At 40.1% G+C, this 20,918-nt stretch carries 26 protein-coding genes and 1 pseudogene; 22 read left to right on the top strand and 5 right to left on the bottom strand.

Annotated elements, in window-relative coordinates:
* Both ACEYCN_RS01465 and ACEYCN_RS01460 read left to right on the top strand, forming a co-directional pair.
* On the top strand, window positions 1–106 hold a 106-nt coding region (locus ACEYCN_RS01465; RefSeq protein WP_161424969.1), incomplete at its 5' end, for an IS3 family transposase.
* 107 nt (window positions 107–213) lie between these two features.
* Entirely contained in the window at window positions 214–435 is a 222-nt protein-coding gene (locus ACEYCN_RS01460; protein WP_373712530.1) for a hypothetical protein, read from the top strand.
* Window positions 436–473: 38 nt separating this feature from the next.
* Here the strand turns inward: ACEYCN_RS01460 and ACEYCN_RS01455 are convergent, their stop codons facing one another.
* Both ACEYCN_RS01455 and ACEYCN_RS01450 read right to left on the bottom strand, forming a co-directional pair.
* The gene (locus ACEYCN_RS01455) at window positions 474–2,057 is read right to left on the bottom strand and encodes an ABC1 kinase family protein (RefSeq protein ID WP_373712529.1); all 1,584 of its coding nucleotides are present in this window, start codon (window positions 2,055–2,057) and stop codon (window positions 474–476) included.
* A gap of 14 nt (window positions 2,058–2,071) precedes the next feature.
* Window positions 2,072–2,368 (bottom strand): phasin family protein, encoded by a 297-nt coding sequence (locus tag ACEYCN_RS01450; protein WP_373712528.1) that lies wholly within the window; start codon window positions 2,366–2,368, stop codon window positions 2,072–2,074.
* Window positions 2,369–2,575: 207 nt separating this feature from the next.
* On the opposite strand from ACEYCN_RS01450, the gene ACEYCN_RS01445 reads away from it, so the two are divergent.
* Window positions 2,576–3,520: a hypothetical protein gene (locus ACEYCN_RS01445; protein WP_373712527.1), complete on the top strand. Its 945-nt coding sequence runs from the start codon at window positions 2,576–2,578 to the stop codon at window positions 3,518–3,520.
* Between the two features lie 135 nt (window positions 3,521–3,655).
* On the top strand, window positions 3,656–4,066 hold the full coding sequence (locus ACEYCN_RS01440; RefSeq protein ID WP_373712526.1) for a hypothetical protein: 411 nt from the start codon (window positions 3,656–3,658) through the stop codon (window positions 4,064–4,066).
* Window positions 4,067–4,078: 12 nt separating this feature from the next.
* On the opposite strand, the gene ACEYCN_RS01435 is transcribed toward ACEYCN_RS01440, so the two are convergent.
* On the bottom strand, window positions 4,079–4,600 hold the full coding sequence (locus ACEYCN_RS01435) for a TetR/AcrR family transcriptional regulator (protein ID WP_373712525.1): 522 nt from the start codon (window positions 4,598–4,600) through the stop codon (window positions 4,079–4,081).
* 151 nt (window positions 4,601–4,751) lie between these two features.
* Between ACEYCN_RS01435 and ACEYCN_RS01430 the strand changes: the two genes are divergently transcribed.
* Entirely contained in the window at window positions 4,752–5,609 is an 858-nt protein-coding gene (locus tag ACEYCN_RS01430) for a cation diffusion facilitator family transporter (protein WP_373712524.1), read from the top strand.
* Window positions 5,610–5,665: 56 nt separating this feature from the next.
* Here ACEYCN_RS01430 and ACEYCN_RS01425 read toward each other — a convergent pair whose 3' ends face one another.
* Window positions 5,666–6,496, bottom strand: coding sequence for a PrsW family glutamic-type intramembrane protease (locus ACEYCN_RS01425; protein ID WP_373712523.1), 831 nt, complete (start codon window positions 6,494–6,496; stop codon window positions 5,666–5,668).
* Between the two features lie 177 nt (window positions 6,497–6,673).
* Window positions 6,674–7,294 carry a CPBP family intramembrane glutamic endopeptidase gene (locus ACEYCN_RS01420; protein ID WP_373712522.1) on the bottom strand — a complete coding sequence of 207 codons (621 nt, stop codon included), beginning with the start codon at window positions 7,292–7,294 and terminating at the stop codon, window positions 6,674–6,676.
* Window positions 7,295–7,598: 304 nt separating this feature from the next.
* Between ACEYCN_RS01420 and ACEYCN_RS01415 the strand changes: the two genes are divergently transcribed.
* From ACEYCN_RS01415 to lacF, 17 genes and pseudogenes are all read left to right on the top strand, one after another.
* A complete protein-coding gene (locus ACEYCN_RS01415) occupies window positions 7,599–7,919 on the top strand; it encodes an ArsR/SmtB family transcription factor (RefSeq protein ID WP_373712521.1) in 321 nt (106 codons plus the stop codon).
* Between the two features lie 66 nt (window positions 7,920–7,985).
* On the top strand, window positions 7,986–8,984 hold the full coding sequence (locus ACEYCN_RS01410) for a permease (RefSeq protein WP_373712520.1): 999 nt from the start codon (window positions 7,986–7,988) through the stop codon (window positions 8,982–8,984).
* A 12-nt stretch (window positions 8,985–8,996) separates the two neighbouring features.
* On the top strand, window positions 8,997–9,287 hold the full coding sequence (locus tag ACEYCN_RS01405; RefSeq protein ID WP_373712519.1) for a thioredoxin family protein: 291 nt from the start codon (window positions 8,997–8,999) through the stop codon (window positions 9,285–9,287).
* Window positions 9,271–9,687, top strand: coding sequence for an arsenate reductase ArsC (locus ACEYCN_RS01400; protein WP_373712518.1), 417 nt, complete (start codon window positions 9,271–9,273; stop codon window positions 9,685–9,687). The genes ACEYCN_RS01405 and ACEYCN_RS01400 overlap by 17 nt, the downstream gene beginning before the upstream one ends.
* Before the next feature lie 164 nt (window positions 9,688–9,851).
* The gene (gene pezA, locus ACEYCN_RS01395) at window positions 9,852–10,328 is read left to right on the top strand and encodes a type II toxin-antitoxin system antitoxin PezA (RefSeq protein ID WP_373712531.1); all 477 of its coding nucleotides are present in this window, start codon (window positions 9,852–9,854) and stop codon (window positions 10,326–10,328) included.
* Window positions 10,328–11,122, top strand: a complete 795-nt coding sequence (pezT, locus tag ACEYCN_RS01390) for a type II toxin-antitoxin system toxin PezT (protein WP_373712517.1) — start codon at window positions 10,328–10,330, stop codon at window positions 11,120–11,122. The genes pezA and pezT overlap by 1 nt, the downstream gene beginning before the upstream one ends.
* Window positions 11,123–11,212: 90 nt before the next feature.
* Window positions 11,213–12,235, top strand: coding sequence for a cyclic GMP-AMP synthase DncV-like nucleotidyltransferase (locus ACEYCN_RS01385; protein ID WP_373712516.1), 1,023 nt, complete (start codon window positions 11,213–11,215; stop codon window positions 12,233–12,235).
* A gap of 8 nt (window positions 12,236–12,243) precedes the next feature.
* On the top strand, window positions 12,244–14,010 hold the full coding sequence (locus ACEYCN_RS01380) for a ThiF family adenylyltransferase (protein WP_373712515.1): 1,767 nt from the start codon (window positions 12,244–12,246) through the stop codon (window positions 14,008–14,010).
* A complete protein-coding gene (locus ACEYCN_RS01375; protein ID WP_373712514.1) occupies window positions 13,988–14,452 on the top strand; it encodes a Mov34/MPN/PAD-1 family protein in 465 nt (154 codons plus the stop codon). The genes ACEYCN_RS01380 and ACEYCN_RS01375 overlap by 23 nt, the downstream gene beginning before the upstream one ends.
* A gap of 6 nt (window positions 14,453–14,458) precedes the next feature.
* On the top strand, window positions 14,459–15,313 hold the full coding sequence (locus ACEYCN_RS01370; RefSeq protein ID WP_373712513.1) for an acyltransferase: 855 nt from the start codon (window positions 14,459–14,461) through the stop codon (window positions 15,311–15,313).
* 403 nt (window positions 15,314–15,716) lie between these two features.
* Window positions 15,717–16,484 (top strand): DeoR/GlpR family DNA-binding transcription regulator, encoded by a 768-nt coding sequence (locus tag ACEYCN_RS01365; RefSeq protein WP_373712512.1) that lies wholly within the window; start codon window positions 15,717–15,719, stop codon window positions 16,482–16,484.
* A 205-nt stretch (window positions 16,485–16,689) separates the two neighbouring features.
* Window positions 16,690–17,112 carry a galactose-6-phosphate isomerase subunit LacA gene (gene lacA, locus ACEYCN_RS01360; RefSeq protein WP_018031056.1) on the top strand — a complete coding sequence of 141 codons (423 nt, stop codon included), beginning with the start codon at window positions 16,690–16,692 and terminating at the stop codon, window positions 17,110–17,112.
* Window positions 17,113–17,138: 26 nt separating this feature from the next.
* Window positions 17,139–17,654, top strand: a complete 516-nt coding sequence (gene lacB, locus ACEYCN_RS01355) for a galactose-6-phosphate isomerase subunit LacB (protein WP_044759869.1) — start codon at window positions 17,139–17,141, stop codon at window positions 17,652–17,654.
* Window positions 17,655–17,663: 9 nt separating this feature from the next.
* A complete protein-coding gene (locus tag ACEYCN_RS01350) occupies window positions 17,664–18,596 on the top strand; it encodes a tagatose-6-phosphate kinase (protein ID WP_373712511.1) in 933 nt (310 codons plus the stop codon).
* A 1-nt stretch (window position 18,597) separates the two neighbouring features.
* Entirely contained in the window at window positions 18,598–19,587 is a 990-nt protein-coding gene (gene lacD, locus ACEYCN_RS01345) for a tagatose-bisphosphate aldolase (RefSeq protein WP_373712510.1), read from the top strand.
* A gap of 176 nt (window positions 19,588–19,763) precedes the next feature.
* On the top strand, window positions 19,764–20,597 hold the full coding sequence (locus ACEYCN_RS01340) for a PRD domain-containing protein (protein WP_336372882.1): 834 nt from the start codon (window positions 19,764–19,766) through the stop codon (window positions 20,595–20,597).
* A gap of 238 nt (window positions 20,598–20,835) precedes the next feature.
* Window positions 20,836–20,918: pseudogene (gene lacF, locus ACEYCN_RS01335) on the top strand (PTS lactose transporter subunit IIA); the annotation flags it as partial.

The raw sequence follows: 20,918 nt of genomic DNA, 5'->3' as shown, positions 1-20,918 counted from the left end.
GGAACAAGCCATCACGGATTATATTTTTTACTACAACAACAAGCGCATTAAAGCAAAACTAAAAGGACTTAGTCCTGTTCAGTACAGAACTAAATCCTTTCACTAATTATTTTTTGTCTAACTTTTTGGGGGCAGTACATTTCTGCCTATCCTCTTTTTTATTATTTGGGTTGGTGGGGAGTACCAGTTTTTCTTCTAGAATGGATAATCACCATGCGTTTTGCTCTTAGAATTGAAAAATTTAAAAAGACCTATGATGTGCAGACCTATCGGCAAATCGTAGCTATCACAAATGGTGAAACATTGGATACCATCCAAAGGGCTGAAGAAAGGGGTAAATATCCCTACCAAAAAGTTTTGCTAGTCTTGGTTTTTACACTTGCTTCCGGGCTACTGGCTTGGTTGACAAGTGTCGTTCTTCGTCTTCTATTCTAAAAAACCAGACCCTGCGAGGGTCTGGTTTGTACATATTCTCATTTCCCCCTTCTCTCTGATTGAAGTATCAGGGCCAGTAGCCAGATAAAGAGGATGCCTGCACCAATCAGCAAGGTATTGGCCAGGGCTTGCTGATTTTCTTGAAAACTCAGTAAACTGCCGCCCAGTATAAGGGCGAGAAAGAGGACGCTGAGGACCAGGCGATTGGCCAGCTTTTGGACTTGATGAAAGCGGGCCGGATAATCCACCATATCGTGGTTGATGAGGATGCGGCCGTTGAGGATTTGCTCCATGAGCTGATTGAGCCGCCTGGGGATACTCTTGCCATTGCGCAAAAGGTAGAGCAACTCGATGAGGAGGGTGTCGCGGTTGAGGACCTGGCTCAGGATGTCGGTTTTCATATTTTCCATGAAATACTTCTTGGCCAGGGTCATCAAGTCCACATCCGGTGCTAGCTCGCGGAAGACGCCCTCGATTTGCAGCGCAGCTTTTCCCAAAATGGTGATACCGGGGTCAGCCTGCAAGTCATGTTTTTGGAAAATCTGCAGAAGGTCCTCCACCAGGTCTGAGAGGGAAAGGAGTCCCAGGTTGATGCTGCCATATCGGGTCATCATCCGCTCAATATCCCGCCCGAGTTGGGTCATGTTGACCTGTTTTTCCGAGGTCGTCATGGCCAGTACAGCTCTGGTCATCCCATCTACATCTTGGGAGGTAAAGCTGGTGAGGATGTCATTGAGGGTGATGCGAATCCCTTCTTCCAAGTGGCCCATGATGCCGAAGTCGATGAAGAAAATCTTCCCTTCATGGATGATGAGATTGCCGGGATGGGGGTCCCCGTGGAAATAACCGTCCTTAAAGACCTGCTTGATAAAGCTGAGCATGAGTTTTTGCCCCATATCTTCCAAATCATAGCCAGCAGCCAGTAGTTCCTGGTAGTGGTTGATACGGATGCCTGGGATGTAGGATTCTACCAGCATCTGACTGGTGGTAAAGTCCTCAAAAACCTTTGGGACGCCGATGCAGGCGATGTCGGCATTTTCTCGGGCAAAATCCCTGAGATGCTGGGCCTCGTTGCGGAAATCAATCTCCGCCTCGATGGATGCCTGTAACTGGGACAGGACCTTGGGTAAATCTACCATAGGAATCCAGGAAGCAGGTACCCTTCTGGCCAATTTGACCAAGAGGGCCAGGTCTTCCCGAGTCTGAGCCGCTAGATTGGGCCGCTGGATTTTGACGATGACTTCCTGTCCATCCAAGAGCCTGGCCCGGTGTGTCTGGGCGACCGATGCGGATGCCAAAGGCTCCTCCTCCAGTTTGGAAAAGACCGCAGAAAAGGGCTGGCCCAGCTCCTTTTCAATGGCTGCTAGGGCCACCTCCTTGGGCATAGGAGGGACATCATCCTGCAATTTCTCCAGCTCCCGGATGTAGTTCTCTGGCAACAAATCACTCCTGGTGGATAGGATTTGCCCGATCTTCACAAAACTGGGTCCCAAGAGTTCAAAGGCCAGGCGCAGTTTGACTGGAGTGGTCTGGTCATCTAGGGGAGCCTTTTTTTCCTTCAAATGGGTCAATCCCACTCTGCCAAAAACAGTTAGAATCTCCCCTAAACGCTTGTGAGACATAGGATTTTCCGTCCTTACTCGTCAGACTTGGACTGCTTCAACTCTTCCAAGAGAGCATCCAGTTTCCCTTCCAAACGCTGCAAATCCTCCTTGGTTGCATATTGGAGGCTCTGGGATTTTTCCTTGATCTGACCCAGCAAATCCTTGGCTTCCTCCTGGCTTCTACGTTTGAGTTCAGATTGGAGTTCCTTGCCTTCGTCCAGGGTCAGGCGACCCTTGTCCATCAATTCTTTGACAAATTTTTCGGCCTTATCATAGGTCATAGCAGTCAGGCCGATGCCTGCCAATAACACTTTTTTGAGTTCATCCATGATGAGCACCTCCTTGTATTTTCTACCTCTATCTTAGCACTTTCTCAGGAAAAAACCAGCAAAAAAGTGAAAACGATTGCAAATAAACAGAAAAACTTCCTCCGTTGCCTTGATAGAAAGAGTAAAAGACAGAATATTGCTGTTTTTACAAAAAATAATCAGATATATTAGTTTTGTGGTATAATCTTAAATAGAAAAGGAGATACTATGAAATTATCAAATCTATCTAACAAAGCAAAGCTAGCGATGGCTGCAGGAGTGGGTGTGCTGGTTGTTGGCACAGGTGTCGGACTCTACGCAACTCAGTTTAGTAGCCCGAAGAATGTCTTTTTATCCAGACTACAGGAACGTACTTCAGCTGGCAAGTTGACTCAAGACTACGAAGTAGCGCTCAAAACATCTGGGACTGCCGACACTTCAAAGATTGACGGTATTTCTATAAATGGACAATCGACGACAGATGGAAAAAATGCTGAATTAACCGTCAATATTGGTGGTTTGGACCGTTTTGGAATCAACGTTGACGAAATGCATTTTGTCCTGTACGAAAATATCATCTATATCAATGCTAGTGTATTCTTTGATTTCATGACAAGTCGATTTGGTACAGATGCAAAAGTAGCAAAAGATGAGTATATTGCCTTATATGACCTTGTTGAAACGATAACTTCTAGCGACACTTACTCCTATGAAGTAAAATCTCCTAATGAGTTGAGCAAAGAAGTATCAGCAGCGGTGGGGAATTATCTGAAATCTTTGGACGATAAGAAGTTTCTGAAAGAAAAGGATACAGACTATGTGACATTAAAATTGGAAGAGATAGAAATAAAAGAACTGTTCAAAACGATTCTTGAAACCTTGGCCAACAGTAAAAACTACATGGGAGATAAAGAGGCGATAAAAGATACCTTGAAGACTTTTGATGAGGACTTTGATAAAGCAGCAAAATCTGTAGACCTATCCGTTACAATCAGTGAAGGAAAAGGAAAGGGAGATAGTAAAACGGAGTTCTCTTATACTTCTGATGAATATGGTTCAGGAAGTGTGACTGTCACCACAGATGGAAAAGACTACCAGTCTCCAGAAAAGCCAAAGAAAGTCATTGAAAGAAAACAATTAGAAGATAAAATTCAATCAATATATGGCTATTGATCACATGACTGAAGCGATGGTAGGTTTGTTTACTATCGCTACTCAACAAATAAAAAAGGACCGGCTGGTCCTTTTTCTCTATTTTCCTCCGTAAACTTCGGTCTGATGAGCCGCCTGCCAGAGGCCTAGCGAACCTTGGCAGAATCACGGGAGAAAAATCCAGATGTCCTAAACGACTATTATGCCATCCTTATCGATGAAAAAAGGGGCGGATTTGAGTCCGTCAAGGACCGCTATCTAGCGCTGGTCCAGAATCATGCAAAGGATTGGCGGGTCCTCTTTTCAGTGGCCAATGCCCTCTCTCAAAATGGGGCCTACGCGCTGGCCATCCCCATCTGGGAAAAGGCCTTTGATGCCCAGGAAAAGCCCCGCTATACCGACTATTACGAATCCATTGCCCAGTGTCATATCCTTTTGGGGCAAAAGAAGGAGGCCATCCAGGCCTACAAAAAAGTCCTTCAGATTCTGAAGGGGGAATGGCAGATTAAGTTTGGTGCTTCCGTGGACCGCATCAATGAAAAGATTCAAAAGCTGGCCCAATCCTAGCTTCCAAACTGTTCATTTCAATAGGTCCAGATAATATTGGGCCATGGTCATCTCATCCAGCCCTTTGCCATCTTGCAGCCACCAGGTCACGGTTTCCACAAAGCTGGCGGTCACATGTTTTTTTAAAAAGTCCTTGGGCAGATGGACCTTTTGACTCAAGATATGGGCCTCCACCATGGGGAAGAGATAGATTTCTAATTGGTCCTTCAAGCGCTTAATGAAATAGCTGTTGTTAGATAGGAGCAGGGTCGCAATCTTATCCTGATTTCGCTTAAAATGCAGAAAAAGATGGGCCAGCAGCTCATAAAGGGTCATCTCTTTCTGGTAACCGACAAAGGTATGCTCAAAAAGATCCTGGCAAACCTCCTCCAAAAGGGCTTCCTTGGTTTCAAAATGGGCATAGAAGGTGGAGCGACCAACATTGGCCTCATCAATCAGCTCCTGAACGGTGATTTTTTCATAGCTCTTTTGATTTAACAGGGTAATAAAGGCTCGGTAGATGGCCTGGCGAGATTTTTGAATACGTCTATCCATGTCTTTTTCCGTACAGTTTTTAAAAAGTGTTCGAAAACAAACATTTCTCTGAAACTGCTTCTTGTATCCTTTCCCAAAATAGAAGATAATAATATCGAACAAGATGTTCTATATCGTACTCACTATACTATAACATATTTTGGAGGAAAAAATGAAATCAGAGAAGAGAATGCTCATCGCCTTTTGGCTCAATTTTTCCTTTGCTCTATTGGAGGCCATCTTTGGCTTCTTATTCCGCTCCAGTGCGGTGATAGCAGATGCAGTCCATGATTTGGGAGATGCCCTAGCCATCGGTCTGTCCGCCTATCTGGAAAAACTTTCCAAGAAAAAAGGGGACAAAAAGTACAGCCTGGGTTACAAGCGCTTTAGCCTGCTTGGGGCTATTTTGACAGCCTCCATCCTCATTTTTGGTTCCCTCTTTATTCTCCTGGAAAATGTGCCCAAATTATGGGCCCCAGAGAAGGTCAACTACCAGGGCATGCTGGTTCTGGGTCTGGTAGCCATAGCCATTAACCTCTTGGCAAGCCAGTTGGTTCACCATGGCCATAGCCACAATGAATCCATGCTCAGCCTCCACTTTTTAGAGGATACCCTGGGCTGGTTGGCGGTTATCCTAGTCTCCATCGTCCTTCATTTTACAGACTGGTATTTCCTAGATCCCCTCCTGTCTCTCTGCATAGCCGGCTATATCCTGAGTCAGGCCCTGCCGCCCTTCTGGAAAAATATGAAGATTTTCCTGGAACATGTGCCAGAAGATGTGGACCTGCCAGCCTTTGAAACAGACATCCTGGCCCTGGACAATGTCCAAGCCATCACCCAGCTCAATGTCTGGACGACAGATGGACGAGAAAAGTTTGCCATGCTCCACATTTGCCCTCGGGACATGGCTCAAAGCTTGACCAGCAAGGAAGACCTGCGCAGGCTGGCCAAGAGTCACGGGATTACCCATCTAACCATTGAATTTGACCAGAGCCTCCAGGAACACGAAGCCCATCAGACAGAAGTTTGAAGATTAAAATAAAAAAGGACCAGCCGGTCCTTTTTCTGATATGGGAACAGTCATCCTTATCCTGTCACCGCTAGCCTGTCTTCTTCATCTAGGTTCTTGACCAATGTAAAGGCGTAGTAGGCCAGATTGAGGTTGATGCTTCCAAGCAGTGGGAAAACCCAGTCTCCCTCAAGCGGAGAATTCCAGATAAAATGAATGAGAACGGGAGCTAGAAGAAGGCAGACAGCCTTCAGCCCAGAAAGGACAGGGGCTTTCTTGATGAGGGCAATCAAACCCACTCCAAAGAGGATGCTAAAGGCCATGTGGCCGCCCAGAGCATTGGCCACCCGCTCAAAGGCAATGGCAAAGCCCGTATTGGTCTCACCAAAGGTACTTTGGAAAATGTAGGCCCAGTCCTCCAAGACCTGAAAGCCAAAGCCAGAAATCATCCCAACGATAAAGGCCTCTTTTAGGGAAATCCCTCTACACAGCCAATAAACCAAGAGAACCACGGCCCCCTTTGCCACTTCCTCTGCAAAAGGCGCAGTCAGGGCTGCCCCCCAGGCATTTAAAATCTCATCTGGCACCTTCAAAGAAAACAAGGCGTAGGAAATCAAGGAATTTCCTTGGCCGCCTAGGTACAAGGGCAGGGTAAAGGCAAGGATATAGCTAAGCAGCAGGACCTTGCCAGAAACAGCCAATCGTTTTGCTAAATATTGGATAAAAAATGCTATCGGTACAGCGTAGAGTAAGACCATAGCCGAAGCCGTCAAAAAAGAGGGATATAAGGCTGCGGGCATGTCGCCCTCTGAAAATTGGATCACATAATCCCGAAAGCCCATAAAGACTAGGGCTAGAGTGATCACGATGAGCAGTCTGCGTCCAAAAGGGTTGTTTCTATTCTTCATTTAAAATCCTCCATGAATCTACAAAATAACATACCGTCGCAGCAGTATATGTCTATTATAAGGGAGGCTTCTACCATCTATCTGTCCTTCATCTGTTCTTTTTCTGTTTTTTCTTGGACAAAAGGGCATTTTAAAAAGGCAGCTTGATGATCAAGTTGCCTTTGGTTTAAAGCACAATTATTTAATGTAAAAGAGCAGGATTCCAATTTGAGAAATCAGGTTAACGCTGGCGTGGATGATCCAAGTGTTTATAATACTGAAGTGAGATCTATTGATAACCAGCCAGCCTAGCGCGTAGGCGATTGGAAAGGTCATCAGACCGATGACTGCCATTGGCAAGAGACCATAGTTTTTCAGCGCTGGGAGGTGCATGAGAGAAAACAGAAGCGCCTGTGCCACATTGGCTTTTTGAGGACTGGTGAACTGTCTGAAGGTATTTAGGAGAGAGCCTCTAAAAAGTATCTCTTCGGTGAGGGAGGTTTGGATAACCGCCCAAAGCAAGATGACAAGAAGGGTCTGAACATCCAGTCCATTTGCAAGATAGGCCTTGACGGTCAGAGCATCGGCATTGTTCATTTGACCACCCTGATAAAGCCAGCCGACAGGCAGCAGAGTAATCAACAAATAACTGACCGAAATGAGCAAAATGGCTTTATAATCAATAGCTGTTTTTTTAAGACCAATCCATTCTAAATAAGGCCGCCTATTTTTTTGAAAGATTACTTTTAAAACCAAAGCTAAGAGCAAGACAATGGCTAATTGCAGCAAAGAACTGATCATTTGATTAACAATATACATGGTTCTGCCTTCCTTTCTTCATTGATGCTTCTAAGACTATTATAGCATAAAAACAAAGTATAAAAGAGGAGTAAATTTAAGATTGACGGCTGTGCCCAAGTTTATAGAAGATGCCTAGGAGGGTGACTGATTGAAGCAGATAAGTATGGCTACCATGAGGTTTCGGGTATATCTGCCTATAAAGTCTTTTCTTGAGAACAAGTGAAAATACACTGGGGAAGTCAGAAAAATTTTTGACAAAATATAGTATTGTGGAGTAAAATAAGAATAGAAATACATCAATTTTTTTTGATATGAGGTGAAGATGGTGAAAAATTTTCAAGGAGAGGCGATGCTCTTTAAGGCCCTGTCTGATGAAAAACGCCTGCAAATTCTAGACATTTTGAAGGATGGGGAGCGCTGTGCCTGTGTACTGACAGAAGAGCTTGGCATCGCCCAACCAGCCCTCTCCTATCATATGAAAATCCTCTGCCAATCAGGCCTGGTTACCAGCAGACAAGAGGGAAAGTGGAAGCACTACCGGCTCAGCCAATCAGGCAGAGGCAAGGCCCTGGCCAGTCTTAAAAAGGTTATTCATTTTCAGGCACCAGAGCAGCAGTGTCATTGCCAAAAAAAGTCATCCTAGATATGACTTTCTATTTTAGGGGATATATCAAAATTTTTTGATATATGATGAGAAAGGAGGGAACTTATGTGGACATTTTTTCAAGAACACGTTCTGGGAATGAAGTGGCTCAATGAGCTGGTGGGGGAGGGTCTGACGCGAATGGGGGTAGATGTGACTTCCAGATGGGGAGGCAGTTTGCAGTTCTTCCTCTATGATGTCATCAAGATTAGCATCCTGCTCTGTTTCATTATCTTTTTGATTTCCTACATCCAAAGCTACTTTCCGCCTGAGCGGAGTCGGAGGATTTTGGGGCGCTTTAAGGGTTTAACTGCCCACATCATCTCGGCCTTATTAGGAACCGTCACCCCTTTTTGCTCCTGCTCCTCCATCCCTCTTTTCATGGGCTTCAATAGCGCAGGCTTGCCAATTGGTGTTACCTTTTCCTTCCTGATTTCCTCTCCCATGGTGGACTTGGGAAGCCTGGTTTTATTGATGAGTATTTTTGGCAGCAAAATCGCAGTGGCCTATGTTCTTTTGGGTCTAGTCATCGCAGTACTGGGCGGGCTTGTGATTGAACAATTGGGGATGGAGCGCCACCTTGAAGACTTTGTCAAGCAGGCCCATGTTCCCTTGGCTGAAAGTGAGACCATGTCCAATCAAGACAGGTTCCATTTTGCCAAAGAACAGATGAGCGAAACCTTTCGGAAGGTCTTCCCCTATGTCCTGGTGGGAGTGGGCATCGGAGCCTTGATTCACAATTGGATCCCAGAAAGTCTGGTGACAAAACTTTTGGGCAGCCAGAATCCCTTTGGGATCATCTTGGCCACCCTCATCGGCATCCCCATGTATGCGGACATCTTCGGCTCCATACCAGTCGCAGAAGCCCTGTTGAGCAAGGGGGCCCAGCTGGGAACGGTCCTGTCCTTCATGATGGCTGTGACCACCCTGAGCCTGCCTTCCTTGATCATGCTGAAAAGGGCTATTAAACCACCCCTTCTGGCTCTCTTTGTAGCCATCTGCTTAGTCGGGATTGTCTTAGTGGGCTATCTCTTTAACTTCTTGCAACAAATTATGATTTTTTAGGAGGAAACGATCATGACAATTGCCAGCAAAAATCAGGAAAACAATCCTGTTATTTTTAAGGTTCTGGGTTCAGGCTGCAAAAAGTGCAACCAACTGGAAGCCAATGTAGAGGCGGCCTGCCAGGCTCTCAAGCTAGATGCCAGTATCGAGCACGTAAGAGACTTTGTGGTTATATCTAGCTACGGGGTCCTATCCACCCCAGCCCTTGTCTTAAACGAAGAACTGGTATCCTCCGGCAAACTATTGACGGTAGAAGATATCAAAACCATTGTGAAGGAGAAAACCAATGTCCCAGAAGCCTAAAGTTGCCTTTGTCTGTGTCCACAATTCCTGCCGCAGCCAGATGGCAGAAGCCCTTGCCAAAGCCCACTATGCCCATCTCTTTGAAGCCTATTCCGCAGGAACCGAGACCAAGCCACAAATCAACCAAGATGCCGTCCGCATCATGAAAGAAAAGTTTGGCATCGACATGGAGACAGACCAGTATTCCAAACTGGTGGAGGAATTGCCAGCCATTGACATTGTCATCACCATGGGCTGCAATGTAGACTGCCCTTACCTTCCCTGCTGCCACAGAGAAGACTGGGGCTTAGATGACCCAAGTGGGAAAGAAGATCAAGCCTTTTTAGAGGTCATCTCAAAGATTGAAACCAAATTGCAGGCCCTAAGCAAGAGCCCCCTGATAGTTGGTGGGGTGAAGTAGACAACGACAAAGAAACCACTATAATTTAGGAACTTAGGTGGTTATTGACAATAGGCTAGTCTCTGGCAGGGTTACAGATATTGAGAAGCGACAAACGCACCAATTTTGGTGCGTTTGCTCATTTTTATGGTATAATGAAAGTAAATATGAGGAGGTTCTTTTCTATGATTGGAGACAATATAAAATCATTACGACGTAAACATCATTTGACGCAACCCGAATTTGCAGAAATGGTTGGAATTTCACGCAATAGCCTGAGTCGTTATGAAAATGGCACCAGCACTGTGTCAACAGAACTCATCGATCGTATTTGTCAGAAATTTAACGTTTCTTATGTTGATATTGTCGGGGAGGATAAGATGCTAACACCTGTTGAAGATTACCAATTGACCTTAAAAGTAGAAGTGATAAAAGAACGTGGGTCAGCCATTTTATCACAGCTCTATAGATACCAGGATAGTCAGGATATTGCTTTTGATGATGAAGCCAATCCTTGGATTTTGATGAGTGATGATTTGGCCGAATTAATCAATACGAAAATTTACCTTGTCGATACTTTCGATGAAATCGAGCGTTACAATGGCTATTTAGATGGTATCGAGCGGATGTTAGACATGGTGAATCATCGGGTGGTAGCCTAATGAGATTGGAAGAATTTAGTGAGGCTGAGTTTCAGAAGGCCTTACAGCGAACCATTCGGGCTTTAACCCGAGGAAAGACGATTCCAGATCAACCGAAAGCTATCTTACTTGGTGGACAAAGCGGAGCAGGTAAGACGACTATTCATCGTATCAAGCAAAAGGAATTTCAAGGCAATATCATTATCATCGATGGTGATAGCTACCGTTCTCAGCATCCCAATTACTTAGCCCTGCAAGAAAAGTATGGCAAGGACAGCGTGGACTATACTAAGGGATTTGCAGGAAAAATGGTAGAGCATCTGGTTGATGAACTTAGCACACAAGGTTATCATTTGCTGATTGAAGGGACTTTGCGTACCACTCAAGTTCCTCGTCAGACTGCTCAATTATTAGCTTCTAAAGGTTACCAAGTTTCTTTGGCTGTAATTGGTACCAAACCAGAGCTTTCTTATCTCAGCACCTTGATTCGTTACGAAGAGCTTTATGCCATCGATCCCAATCAGGCCAGGGCAACACCAAAAGAACACCATGATGGGATTGTTGAGAACTTGGTTGATAACCTAAGGGAGCTTGAAAGCGATAAACTCTTTGACCGTATCCAAATTTACCAAAGAGACAGGACTTGCATCTACGATTCCAAAACTGATGAAGGTTTCGCAGCAGAAGTGTTACAAGAATGCCTCTTTGGAAAATGGAGTAAGGTTGAGGAGGAGATGTTGAAGATGGGACAGGAACTGTTCAGAGATTTGTGTTGGAAGAACGGTAGTAGTGGTAGCTTCAAAAATCATATTTAGGTTAGATAATTAATTGGAAATTCAAGAAATGGTCGTAGAAAGTGATATAATAAAAGTTAGATATAACAAAATAATTTAAGGAGAAAATTTATGGCTACCTTGCAGTCACAGTTTATTAAATTTCACGACACCATTAAGCTAGACGCTGTTGATAAAAAGGTTTTAATCGACAAACGTAAAGAGGTTGAAGAAGTAATTATCAATGGTGTTTCAGAATTTGGAAAAAGCTTTTTCAACCAAGGAAGCTACTCAACTTACACAGGTATTTTGCCAATCGATGAAGGAGATTATGACTTAGATAGAGGTTTAAAAATCGATGTTGATAGACATTCGAATTCTCCTAAAGAGGTAAAGAAATTTATCTTTGAGGCACTAGCCTCCGAATTTGGTGAAAATAGAGTCAAAGTAAAAAATCCATGTGTGACAGTATCGTTTCCTGAAGATAATGTTCACATTGATATAGCGGTGTATTGTACTGAAAATGATAACTATTTTTTAGCCAGAGGAAAACTTAATAGTACTGACGAAAACATTAAATGGGAGGAAGCAGACCCTGTAGAATTAACTAAAAAAATTAATAATGCTATGGAGAGCTCCGAAGACAGAAACCAATTTCGGAGAGTAATTCGTTACTTAAAAAGATGGAAAGATCTCAAATTTAAAAATCAAGATAATAGACCGACAGGCATTGGGATTTCAGTTTTTGCTATCAATAATTTTTCTGTAAGCAAAAAAGTAGACTATTTATCTGGAAACACTACTTATGATGATATTTCAGCTTTAAGAAATTTAGTAAGTACTATGATTAATTCATTTTCGGATACATATGATGTTGATAGGAGCTTATTTTATCCGAGATTAGAGGTTTTCTTACCGGTTAAGCCGTATACTGATGTATATGAAAAGGTCTCAAATATACAAATGGAGGCCTTTAAGAATAAATTAGAAAAATTAAGAGCCTCACTAGATGAGGCAATAGATTCTACTGATTTAAGTGAGTCCACAAAAATATTGAGTAAACAGTTTGGTGACGATTTTCCTCTTATTGAGCAAAATGAGACAGCAGAAAACTTTGGTACTCGGGCTATTATCAGTGATTATCCAAGTGCTTAGAGGAGAGTATGTTAGAAAAAAAAGAAATATTCCAGATGTACTTTGAAAACATACCTTCAGAGAGCTCGGAGTTCGAAGATAAGGAATGCTACTTTTATCAATATAAAAAATTCACCTTAAAAATTATCGTTTCTAATGACTTTCCACACTCACTTCCTGAATTTTATCTTTCAAATTATATGAATTTTAATAAATGGTATAGCCATGTCGGTTCCGAAGGGAAATTGTGTTACATTTCAGAAGATAATTTAATTTGGGACTTTAACAATCCACGTAGATTATTGAAAGATTGCTGTGAAAAAGTAAAGGAATTATTGGATAGTTGGGATACACCAAAAATGACCGAAGAGCTCAGGAAAGAGTTTTTATCATATTGGCAGATTAGTTGTTTGAATTCAAAAACAAAATATATAGCCATTCGAAGTTACTTATCTAGGGTCGGTTCATTTGAGAAACATGAATTAGTTCTATCGGATCAGAAAGGCTATCTTTTTAATTATGGTTCACAACTCAAAGAGAGTGTTGCGCCACATTCTAAAAAAAGCAGTGATGTTTATATACTTCCACTTAAAGATTCGACTTCTGTGATTCCTCCTAATCCCTTGAATGAACTAACAGAAGCAACATTTAAGAAAATGATTACAGGAAATTTATCTTCGGGCGTTAGACACCGCTTCCAAAAGTGGTGTAAAACGAAACGAAAGTCATTCATATTAATTTTATCACTTCCTATATCTGATAATGATAATGTTTTGTTTGGTGCGCGTTTTGAGTCTAGAACTTCCAAATATCCATTTAAAATTGATAATAAGGTACCACAAAAAAATAAAGATAGAAAAAAAATGGGTTCTAAGGCTAAAAAATCAAAAAATGGGAGTTTCAAGATTACTCCAGTATATATTACAAGATTCGACAAGGAGTATAGAGTGAGTAGGACATCCCAAGAATATGATTTTCTGAATAAAAAAGTAGTAATTGTTGGACTTGGATCTGTAGGATCATTTGTTGCAAACAATTTATCTAAAATGGGTATAGAGAAACTTCTTTTAATAGATCCTGATTTTTTAACGGTAGATAACATTTCAAGGCACTACTTAGGTATGGATAGTATAATAGATAATATTCAAAAAGTAGACGCTTTAGAAGATAGATTGAAAAAAGAAAATCCTGATTTAGAAATTGAATGTGAGGGTATCCGATTTCAAGAAATAGCTCGGAAGAATCCCAATTTATTTTATGAATATGATTTTGTTTTTTCTTGTGTCGGAGATACTAAAACTAATTTTGAAATTAATCATTTTTTCAGAAAGATTGGAAAAACGGTATTGTATTGCTGGTTAGATCCATATGGAGTTGGGTATCATAACCTACTAGTTTCTCCACAAAATAATGGATGCTATATGTGTATGAACTATGAAGATGGGCAACTTGTTAATAATAGAGCCTCTTTTGCAGAGAAAAATCAAATATTTGAAAAGCGTCTAGCTAGCTGTTATTCTTCATTTATTCCTTATAATGTTATTGCGCCTAGTTCTTTGGCAAATAAAGCTATAGAAGTATATTTACAGTACTTGGATGGGGAATTTTCTTCTGAAAACAGATTAGTATCAGAAATTGGTTCAGATAAACAGTTTGGAAAAGAAGGATTTACATATAGTGTTCGATACTACAATTGTTTAAAAAATAGTGATTTATTAAAGGTTTCATTAAGAACAAATACATCTTGTCCAGAGTGTAACGGAGAGTATAAAGTTGATATATGTAAATCTGAATAATAAATATCAAATTGTAATACCATCTGATATTTTTAATTCATTACTGGAATTTAGGCAACTGGGTTTGGAACCTGAAGCAGGCGGTATCTTTGTTGGTAAGAGACTTTTAAATAATTCGATATTTATTATAAATTTTTCAGGACCACAGGATAATGATGTAAGAAGTAGATTTAAATTCTCAAAAACTTCTCCATATCACCAGAAGTTTGCAGATGATTATTTTAGTAAAAGTTCAGGTTTTATAAGTTTAATTGGAGAATGGCATACCCATCCTGAAGATATACCTACTGCATCTTGTGTTGACATTAACTCATGGGAAAAAATTATCTCAGATAATGATGACAGGTTATTCTTTTTGATAGTTGGACTTCGGGCTGGTAGATTCTACTTTAGGGAATCAAATAAGTGGCAATCCACTCTAATCTATTTTAAGGATGTATAGATACGTATGAATCGAAAAAATAAATTATTTAAGAAATGCTTTTTTTGGTCTCAAAAATTTTATTTACCATTAGTATTAATTTTCATATTTCCAATTCTTATTTGCTATTTGATTGGGAAGAGTTTGACTCTAGTTGAAGTTGAAAAAATATCAAATACCAATTTTTTTACAAGAGCTATTTTTGAAATAACTCCTGATAATTCTACCGCTACTTATATCGTTCTTTATTTATTAATCTCTATTTCATTATTAATGATATTTAGAAAAAACAATGCGGAACGAACATTTAATGATGGTCATTCTGTATATCTTCATAACTGTTATAAGAGGCTGTGGATTGCAGCAAATATATTAGGCTATCGAAATTTACAACTTATAGGTGTCTCAATACCAATGCAGTTTGAACTTATTATTAATGGAGTTTTTTCAGAATTTATCTCTGAATCATCAGTTGTTCAATATGATGAATTTCAAGGAGAAATTATTGTTGAGTATCCAATTGAAAACAAGAAGAATAAAGTTGTCAATTTATTAGTATGTGATACATATGATATTCCTTTAGAAAAATTAGCAGCTGACTATTTGGAAAATACAACAGTAAAAATTTCATCGCAACGAAAGTATAGTGGTAACAGATATAATAATCCTCAATTAGTTAGCACAGTCAGAGAAGAGGTACAAAAAATAGTAAACACCTATAATGAGGTTAATCTGTTTATGACAACAAATCCTTTAAATACACAAAGAATTGTAGGAAAGTCATTTTTAACATTAGATAGATCAGGTTTTGGTAAAGTTTCGGTGATACAGATGGATGAAACCCAAATTTATAAAGATCCAATTGTAATATACGAAAATTAAATGGATGCCAATGGATGAGGATTATAACATTCTTCTTAGCATTCGACTGCATATTATTTCTCTGAGAGCTGTTTGGCTCTTTTTTCTTACCCTCATTTTCAATTCTGTGATACCTTTTCCAAATCATCTCTATTATCCTAATACCATTCCTAAGAAAATCAATCCTCGATTTTTCACTGGGGGTTTGAGGGCGAAGCCACCAAGTTATCTTATCGTTAGCTGTCAAAACTGGAAGGCTTTTATCAGCTGGCGATATGATTTTTTGAACATTTAAGGCACAATATCTAATCTCGTAAAAACTGTAGAAAGGACATCCTTGCAATAAATATGAAAGAATGTTCAATTTTCCAACATATTCTTGTGTATTTTTGGTATAATGTAAAAAAACAACAAAGGATTAAACATGAATAAACGAGAACGACTGGAAGAAATTACACGTTTGGTAAACAAAAAAGGTACAGTTAGAATTTCTGAGATTGTTGAATTGCTAAATGTTACTGATATGACCGTTCGACGTGATTTTATCGAATTGGAAGAGCAGGGGGTCTTAACCAAAATACACGGCGGTGCTAGAAGTAATAAGGCTTTTCAATATCGGGAATATTCCCATTCTGAGAAGCACATTCAAAATAAGGAAGCCAAGCAAGAGATAGCAGAAAGAGCTGCACAGCTGATAGAGAATGGTGATACGGTATTTTTAGGCCCTGGCACAACAGTTGCCTTTCTGGCTGAGGCCATTAAAAATCCTCGCCTCACTGTCATCACAAATTGTATGCCTGTTTTTACCATCTTATCTCAAAAAAAGACAGAAGATTTTCAGGTCTTTCTCCTTGGGGGAGAATATCGACAAGTGACAGAATCTTTTGTAGGAGAAATTACCAATACAAGTTTAGAAAAAATGCGATTTAGCAAGATTTTCTTTTCAGGTAATGGACTTAAGGGGACTGATGTCATGACCTCCACCCTCGCTGAAGCCTATACGCAAAATATTGCCATTAAACATTCTTTAGAAAAATATCTACTGCTAGATGCTTCGAAAATTGGAAAAGATGATTTTACTTCCTTTTGTGATTTGAATGATGTAACTGCTCTAGTGACAGATATGACTGCAAAGGATGAAAATTATCAATTATTACATAACCACATTGAAATTATTTCTACAAAATCATAAAGTTATCAAAACCAACAATAAAATGTTGGTTTTTTGTTTTCATATGAAAAAAATAAACAAAAATACAACAAAATATGTTGACTTTGTGTTTGTTTTGTTGTATAATTTAAACATAAAAAGCGAAAACGCTTTTTCTAAGTTTTGCAAAACAACGATTTTCTGCCACATATGGCTACAACTTTCTATTTTTGTTAGGAGATAGGTTATGACAATCATTATCGGTGCTGATCCAGCGGGCTCAAAACTAAAAGACGTTATTAAAGATTATTTGCTAGAAAAATCATATGACTTTAAAGATGTCAGTGATGGAAGTGATTTTGTTGATACAACTTTGGCGGTAGTTGCAGCAGTCAATCAAGAGGAAGGAAATCTTGGTATTGTGATTGATGCTTATGGTGTTGGTCCATTTATGACCGCAACTAAAGTCAAAGGCATGATCGCTGCAGAAGTTTCAGACGAACGTTCTGCCTATATGACAAGAGGGCACAACAATTCTCGCATTATTACAATCGGTAGTGAGATTGTAGGAGAAGGAATTGCTAAAAATATCGTCAAAGGATTTGTTGAAGGTGAGTATGATGGCGGCCGTCACCAAATTCGTGTCGACATGCTAAATAAAATGTGCTAATTGTTGTAAACAAAGGAGAATAAGAGATGAAAATTGCAATCGGTTGTGACCACATTGTAACCTATGAAAAAATCGCTGTGGTAGATTATTTGAAAAATCAAGGATATGAAGTCTTGGATTTTGGGACTTATGATAATGTCCGTACTCATTACCCAATCTTTGGTAAAAAAGTTGGCGAAGCTGTTGCAAGCGGACAAGCAGATTTGGGAATTTGTATCTGTGGAACAGGTGTTGGCATCAACAATGCAGTGAACAAGGTTCCTGGTGTTCGATCAGCTTTGGTTCGTGATATGACCTCCGCACTTTACGCTAAGGAAGAGTTAAATGCCAACGTCATTGGTTTTGGGGCTAAAATTACAGGCGAATTATTGATTTGCGACATCATTGAAGCCTTCATTAATGCAGAATACAAACCAACTGAAGAAAATAAACGTTTGATTGAAAAGATTGCTGCAGTTGAAACGCTCAATCAAGAGCAGGCTAATCCAGAGTTCTTCACGGAATTTCTTGAAAAGTGGGATCGTGGAGAATACCACGACTAGGAGGCTCACATGATTTTGACGATCACTTTAAATCCGTCAGTTGATATTGCCTATCAATTGGATACCTTTCATTTGGATACGGTCATTCGAGTAGAAAAAGTCCAAAAAACAGCTGGTGGCATGGGGCTTAATGTGACACGGGTTTTGAAACAAATCGGTGAAGATGTCGTGGCTACTGGTTTTATTGGTGGTGAGATTGGAAGCTATGTAAAGAAACAACTCACTCGAAATGATATTAAAAATTCCTTTGTGGAGATTGGGAATGAAACACGTAATTGCATTGCGGTTCTTCACGATGGTCAACAGACAGAGATTTTAGAACAAGGACCAACTATTCAAGAACATGAAGCCTTGAATTTTATTGAACACCTTGAAATCATCCTGAATAATGTAGATGTAGTTGTCATTTCAGGAAGCCTGCCCAAAGGACTTGCTAGCAACTATTATGTTGAGATTGTAGAACTTTGTAAAAAATGGGGCATAGCTGTTGTTTTGGATTGTTCTGGTGAGGCACTGAAGAAAGTTTTAGAAAGTCAGCAGAAACCAACTGTTATTAAGCCAAACACTGAAGAGTTATCACAGTTAATTGGCAAAAATGTCACAGATGATATTCAAGAATTGAAAGGAGTTCTGTCAGGTCAATTATTCCAAGGAATTGATTGGATAGTCGTATCCTTGGGTGCAAAGGGGGCTTTTGCCAAGCACAAAGACAAGTTCTACCGTGTGAAAATTCCAAAAATAAATGTCGTTAATCCAGTAGGCTCAGGTGATTCAACAGTTGCAGGAATAGCAGCTAGTTTGGCACATGCATTACCTGATGCAGAATTACTTAAAAAGGCTAATGTTTTGGGCATGCTAAATGCTCAGGAAGAACAGACAGGCTATGTCAACTTAGAACATTCAGAAGTATTGTATTCTCAAATTGAAGTCGAGGAGGTTTAAGATGGTATTAACAGCAGAAAAAAGAAAATATATGGAAAAAGTAAGCAATGAAGCAGGAGTCATTTCAGCTCTTGCCTTCGACCAACGTGGAGCCTTGAAAAAAATGATGGCAAAACATCAGTCAGAAGAACCTACTGTGGAGCAGATGGAAGAACTAAAAACTCTAGTTTCTGAAGAACTAACACAGTTTTCTTCTTCTATTCTTTTAGATCCGGAATTTGGCTTACCAGCTTCACGCGCCCGTGATGAACAATGTGGCTTACTTTTGGCTTATGAAAAAACAGGCTATGACACAAGCTCTACCAGTCGTTTGCCAGATTGCCTAGTAGAATGGTCTGTAAAACGACTAAAAGAAGAGGGAGCAGATGCCATTAAGTTTCTGCTTTACTATGATGTTGATGGTGATCCATACGTCAATCTTCAAAAGCAGGCCTATATTGAACGTTTGGGTTCAGAATGTCAGGCAGAAGGTTTGCCATTCTTCTTGGAAATTTTGAGCTACGATGAAACGATTGAAGACAATGCCAGTGTTGAATTTGCCAAAGTTAAACCTCGGAAAGTAAATGAAGCTATGAAAGTATTTTCTGACGAACGCTTTGGAGTAGATGTTCTCAAGGTAGAAGTACCTGTGAACATGAATTTTGTAGAAGGCTATGGAACAGGGGAAGTCGTTTATACAAAAGAAGAAGCAGCCGAACATTTCCGTCAACAAGAAGCATCAACTCATTTACCATACATTTATCTTAGTGCAGGTGTTTCAGCTAAGCTTTTCCAAGATACACTAGTGTTTGCACATGAAGCAGGTGCTAAATTTAACGGTGTTCTCTGCGGTCGTGCAACATGGGCTGGTGTTGTGCCCGTTTACATTGAGCAGGGGGAAGAAGCAGCCCGTGAATGGTTACGAACTGTTGGTCGTGATAATATTGAAGGACTTGATGCGGTCTTGTCTCAAACTGCAACATCCTGGCTAGAAAAATTTTATAAAAAATAACCACTTTTCTTAAAGAAAGGGTTTACATTTTCTGAGAATATGCTATAATAATCTCATCAGCAAGAATAGAGTGGATTGTAACTAATTCGATTAGGCAAGACTACAAATGGATTTGAGAGTAGAATATTCTCGGTTTGTTTGTAGTCTTTTTTTGCTTAAAAATATAGGAGGGATATATGTTTAGGATTATACAGTCACTAAATAATAACGCTGCTCTGGTCAAAAATGAACATGGGGAACAGGCAGTCGTGATGGGATTGGGTATAACCTTTCAAAAGAAAAAGGGAGATTTAATCGTTAAGGATAAGATAGAAAATATCTTTTCGCTAAAAAATGATGAGGCCAAAGAAAACTTTCTAACCTTATTAAAAGATATTCCCTTAGATTTTATTTCAGCAACCTACACGGTTATCAATCATCTAGTAGCAACGTATCATTACCCTGTACAAGAATATCTATATGTAACACTGACAGATCATATCTATTGTGCATATCAGGCGGTTTTAAAGAATACTTATCAAGAAAGTAAGCTACCCAATATTTCAGCTGAATATCCATTGGAATACAAAATGGCGCGTGAAGCCTTAGCTATGTTTCGTGAAAAGTTGCTAAAAGATTTTCCAAATGATGAGATTGGAAGAATTGCCCTTCACTTAATTAATGCAAAGGGTGAAACCATTCATCCCACAAGTGAAGAACAGGACATCAGCAAAAAAATTATAACAGATGTTGAACAAATCTTGACGGAGAACGGGATTAAACGCACAAAAGAAAATAGCAATTTTTATGATCGTTTTATGATTCATCTGTCCTATTTTCTGAATTACTTAGATCGATCCCATCAGTCAAATGAATCGATTGCTAGTTTGGAACAGTATATCAAGCTCCAGAATCCAAGAGCTTACCAAATAGGTAGTCAGATTTTTGAGATGATTACATCATTGGTTGATGAACCTGTAAATGACAGTGAAAGGTTCTATATTGTACTACATATTCAACGGTTATTGTAAACCATACTCTTCGTAAATCCAATTCAGACGTTGTTGCCTCAACTTGATGAGTGAAAAGCTCCAGTGGAGGTTTTCAGCCTGTTCCATTGAGATGAGAGGGGAACAGAGTTCTATCTGCGTTATATCGATACGAACCCGTTCGTCTTATTTCCAACCTTCAACAGTCTGTTCCTAGACTGTTGAAGCTAGTCTGAATTGAATTTCCATTGAGTACATAAAAAAATAGGAGGTTCATATGATGAACAGAGAAGAAATGACCTTATTAGGTTTTGAGATTGTTGCGTTCGCTGGTGATGCTCGTTCTCGTTTGATGGAGGCACT

The organism is Streptococcus sp., assembly GCF_041802885.1.
Lineage (GTDB): Bacteria > Bacillota > Bacilli > Lactobacillales > Streptococcaceae > Streptococcus.
Note: the sequence above shows the minus strand (reverse complement) of the source record. Positions and strands in the feature narration are given on the sequence as shown.

Excerpts from the sequence above, each read along its gene's own strand:
- ACEYCN_RS01350 (WP_373712511.1), top strand. The coding sequence starts at position 17,664 with ATGATTTTGACGATCACTTTAAATCCGTCAGTTGATATTGCCTATCAA.
- ACEYCN_RS01380 (WP_373712515.1), top strand. The coding sequence starts at position 12,244 with ATGTTAGAAAAAAAAGAAATATTCCAGATGTACTTTGAAAACATACCT.
- lacB (WP_044759869.1), top strand. The coding sequence starts at position 17,139 with ATGAAAATTGCAATCGGTTGTGACCACATTGTAACCTATGAAAAAATC.
- ACEYCN_RS01460 (WP_373712530.1), top strand. The coding sequence starts at position 214 with ATGCGTTTTGCTCTTAGAATTGAAAAATTTAAAAAGACCTATGATGTG.
- ACEYCN_RS01415 (WP_373712521.1), top strand. The coding sequence starts at position 7,599 with ATGGTGAAAAATTTTCAAGGAGAGGCGATGCTCTTTAAGGCCCTGTCT.
- ACEYCN_RS01370 (WP_373712513.1), top strand. The coding sequence starts at position 14,459 with ATGAATCGAAAAAATAAATTATTTAAGAAATGCTTTTTTTGGTCTCAA.
- ACEYCN_RS01450 (WP_373712528.1), bottom strand. The coding sequence starts at position 2,368 with ATGGATGAACTCAAAAAAGTGTTATTGGCAGGCATCGGCCTGACTGCT.
- pezT (WP_373712517.1), top strand. The coding sequence starts at position 10,328 with ATGAGATTGGAAGAATTTAGTGAGGCTGAGTTTCAGAAGGCCTTACAG.
- ACEYCN_RS01405 (WP_373712519.1), top strand. The coding sequence starts at position 8,997 with ATGACAATTGCCAGCAAAAATCAGGAAAACAATCCTGTTATTTTTAAG.
- ACEYCN_RS01410 (WP_373712520.1), top strand. The coding sequence starts at position 7,986 with ATGTGGACATTTTTTCAAGAACACGTTCTGGGAATGAAGTGGCTCAAT.
- ACEYCN_RS01445 (WP_373712527.1), top strand. The coding sequence starts at position 2,576 with ATGAAATTATCAAATCTATCTAACAAAGCAAAGCTAGCGATGGCTGCA.
- ACEYCN_RS01455 (WP_373712529.1), bottom strand. The coding sequence starts at position 2,057 with ATGTCTCACAAGCGTTTAGGGGAGATTCTAACTGTTTTTGGCAGAGTG.
- ACEYCN_RS01385 (WP_373712516.1), top strand. The coding sequence starts at position 11,213 with ATGGCTACCTTGCAGTCACAGTTTATTAAATTTCACGACACCATTAAG.
- pezA (WP_373712531.1), top strand. The coding sequence starts at position 9,852 with ATGATTGGAGACAATATAAAATCATTACGACGTAAACATCATTTGACG.
- lacD (WP_373712510.1), top strand. The coding sequence starts at position 18,598 with ATGGTATTAACAGCAGAAAAAAGAAAATATATGGAAAAAGTAAGCAAT.
- ACEYCN_RS01400 (WP_373712518.1), top strand. The coding sequence starts at position 9,271 with ATGTCCCAGAAGCCTAAAGTTGCCTTTGTCTGTGTCCACAATTCCTGC.
- ACEYCN_RS01340 (WP_336372882.1), top strand. The coding sequence starts at position 19,764 with ATGTTTAGGATTATACAGTCACTAAATAATAACGCTGCTCTGGTCAAA.
- ACEYCN_RS01365 (WP_373712512.1), top strand. The coding sequence starts at position 15,717 with ATGAATAAACGAGAACGACTGGAAGAAATTACACGTTTGGTAAACAAA.
- lacA (WP_018031056.1), top strand. The coding sequence starts at position 16,690 with ATGACAATCATTATCGGTGCTGATCCAGCGGGCTCAAAACTAAAAGAC.
- ACEYCN_RS01430 (WP_373712524.1), top strand. The coding sequence starts at position 4,752 with ATGAAATCAGAGAAGAGAATGCTCATCGCCTTTTGGCTCAATTTTTCC.
- ACEYCN_RS01435 (WP_373712525.1), bottom strand. The coding sequence starts at position 4,600 with ATGGATAGACGTATTCAAAAATCTCGCCAGGCCATCTACCGAGCCTTT.
- ACEYCN_RS01420 (WP_373712522.1), bottom strand. The coding sequence starts at position 7,294 with ATGTATATTGTTAATCAAATGATCAGTTCTTTGCTGCAATTAGCCATT.
- ACEYCN_RS01425 (WP_373712523.1), bottom strand. The coding sequence starts at position 6,496 with ATGAAGAATAGAAACAACCCTTTTGGACGCAGACTGCTCATCGTGATC.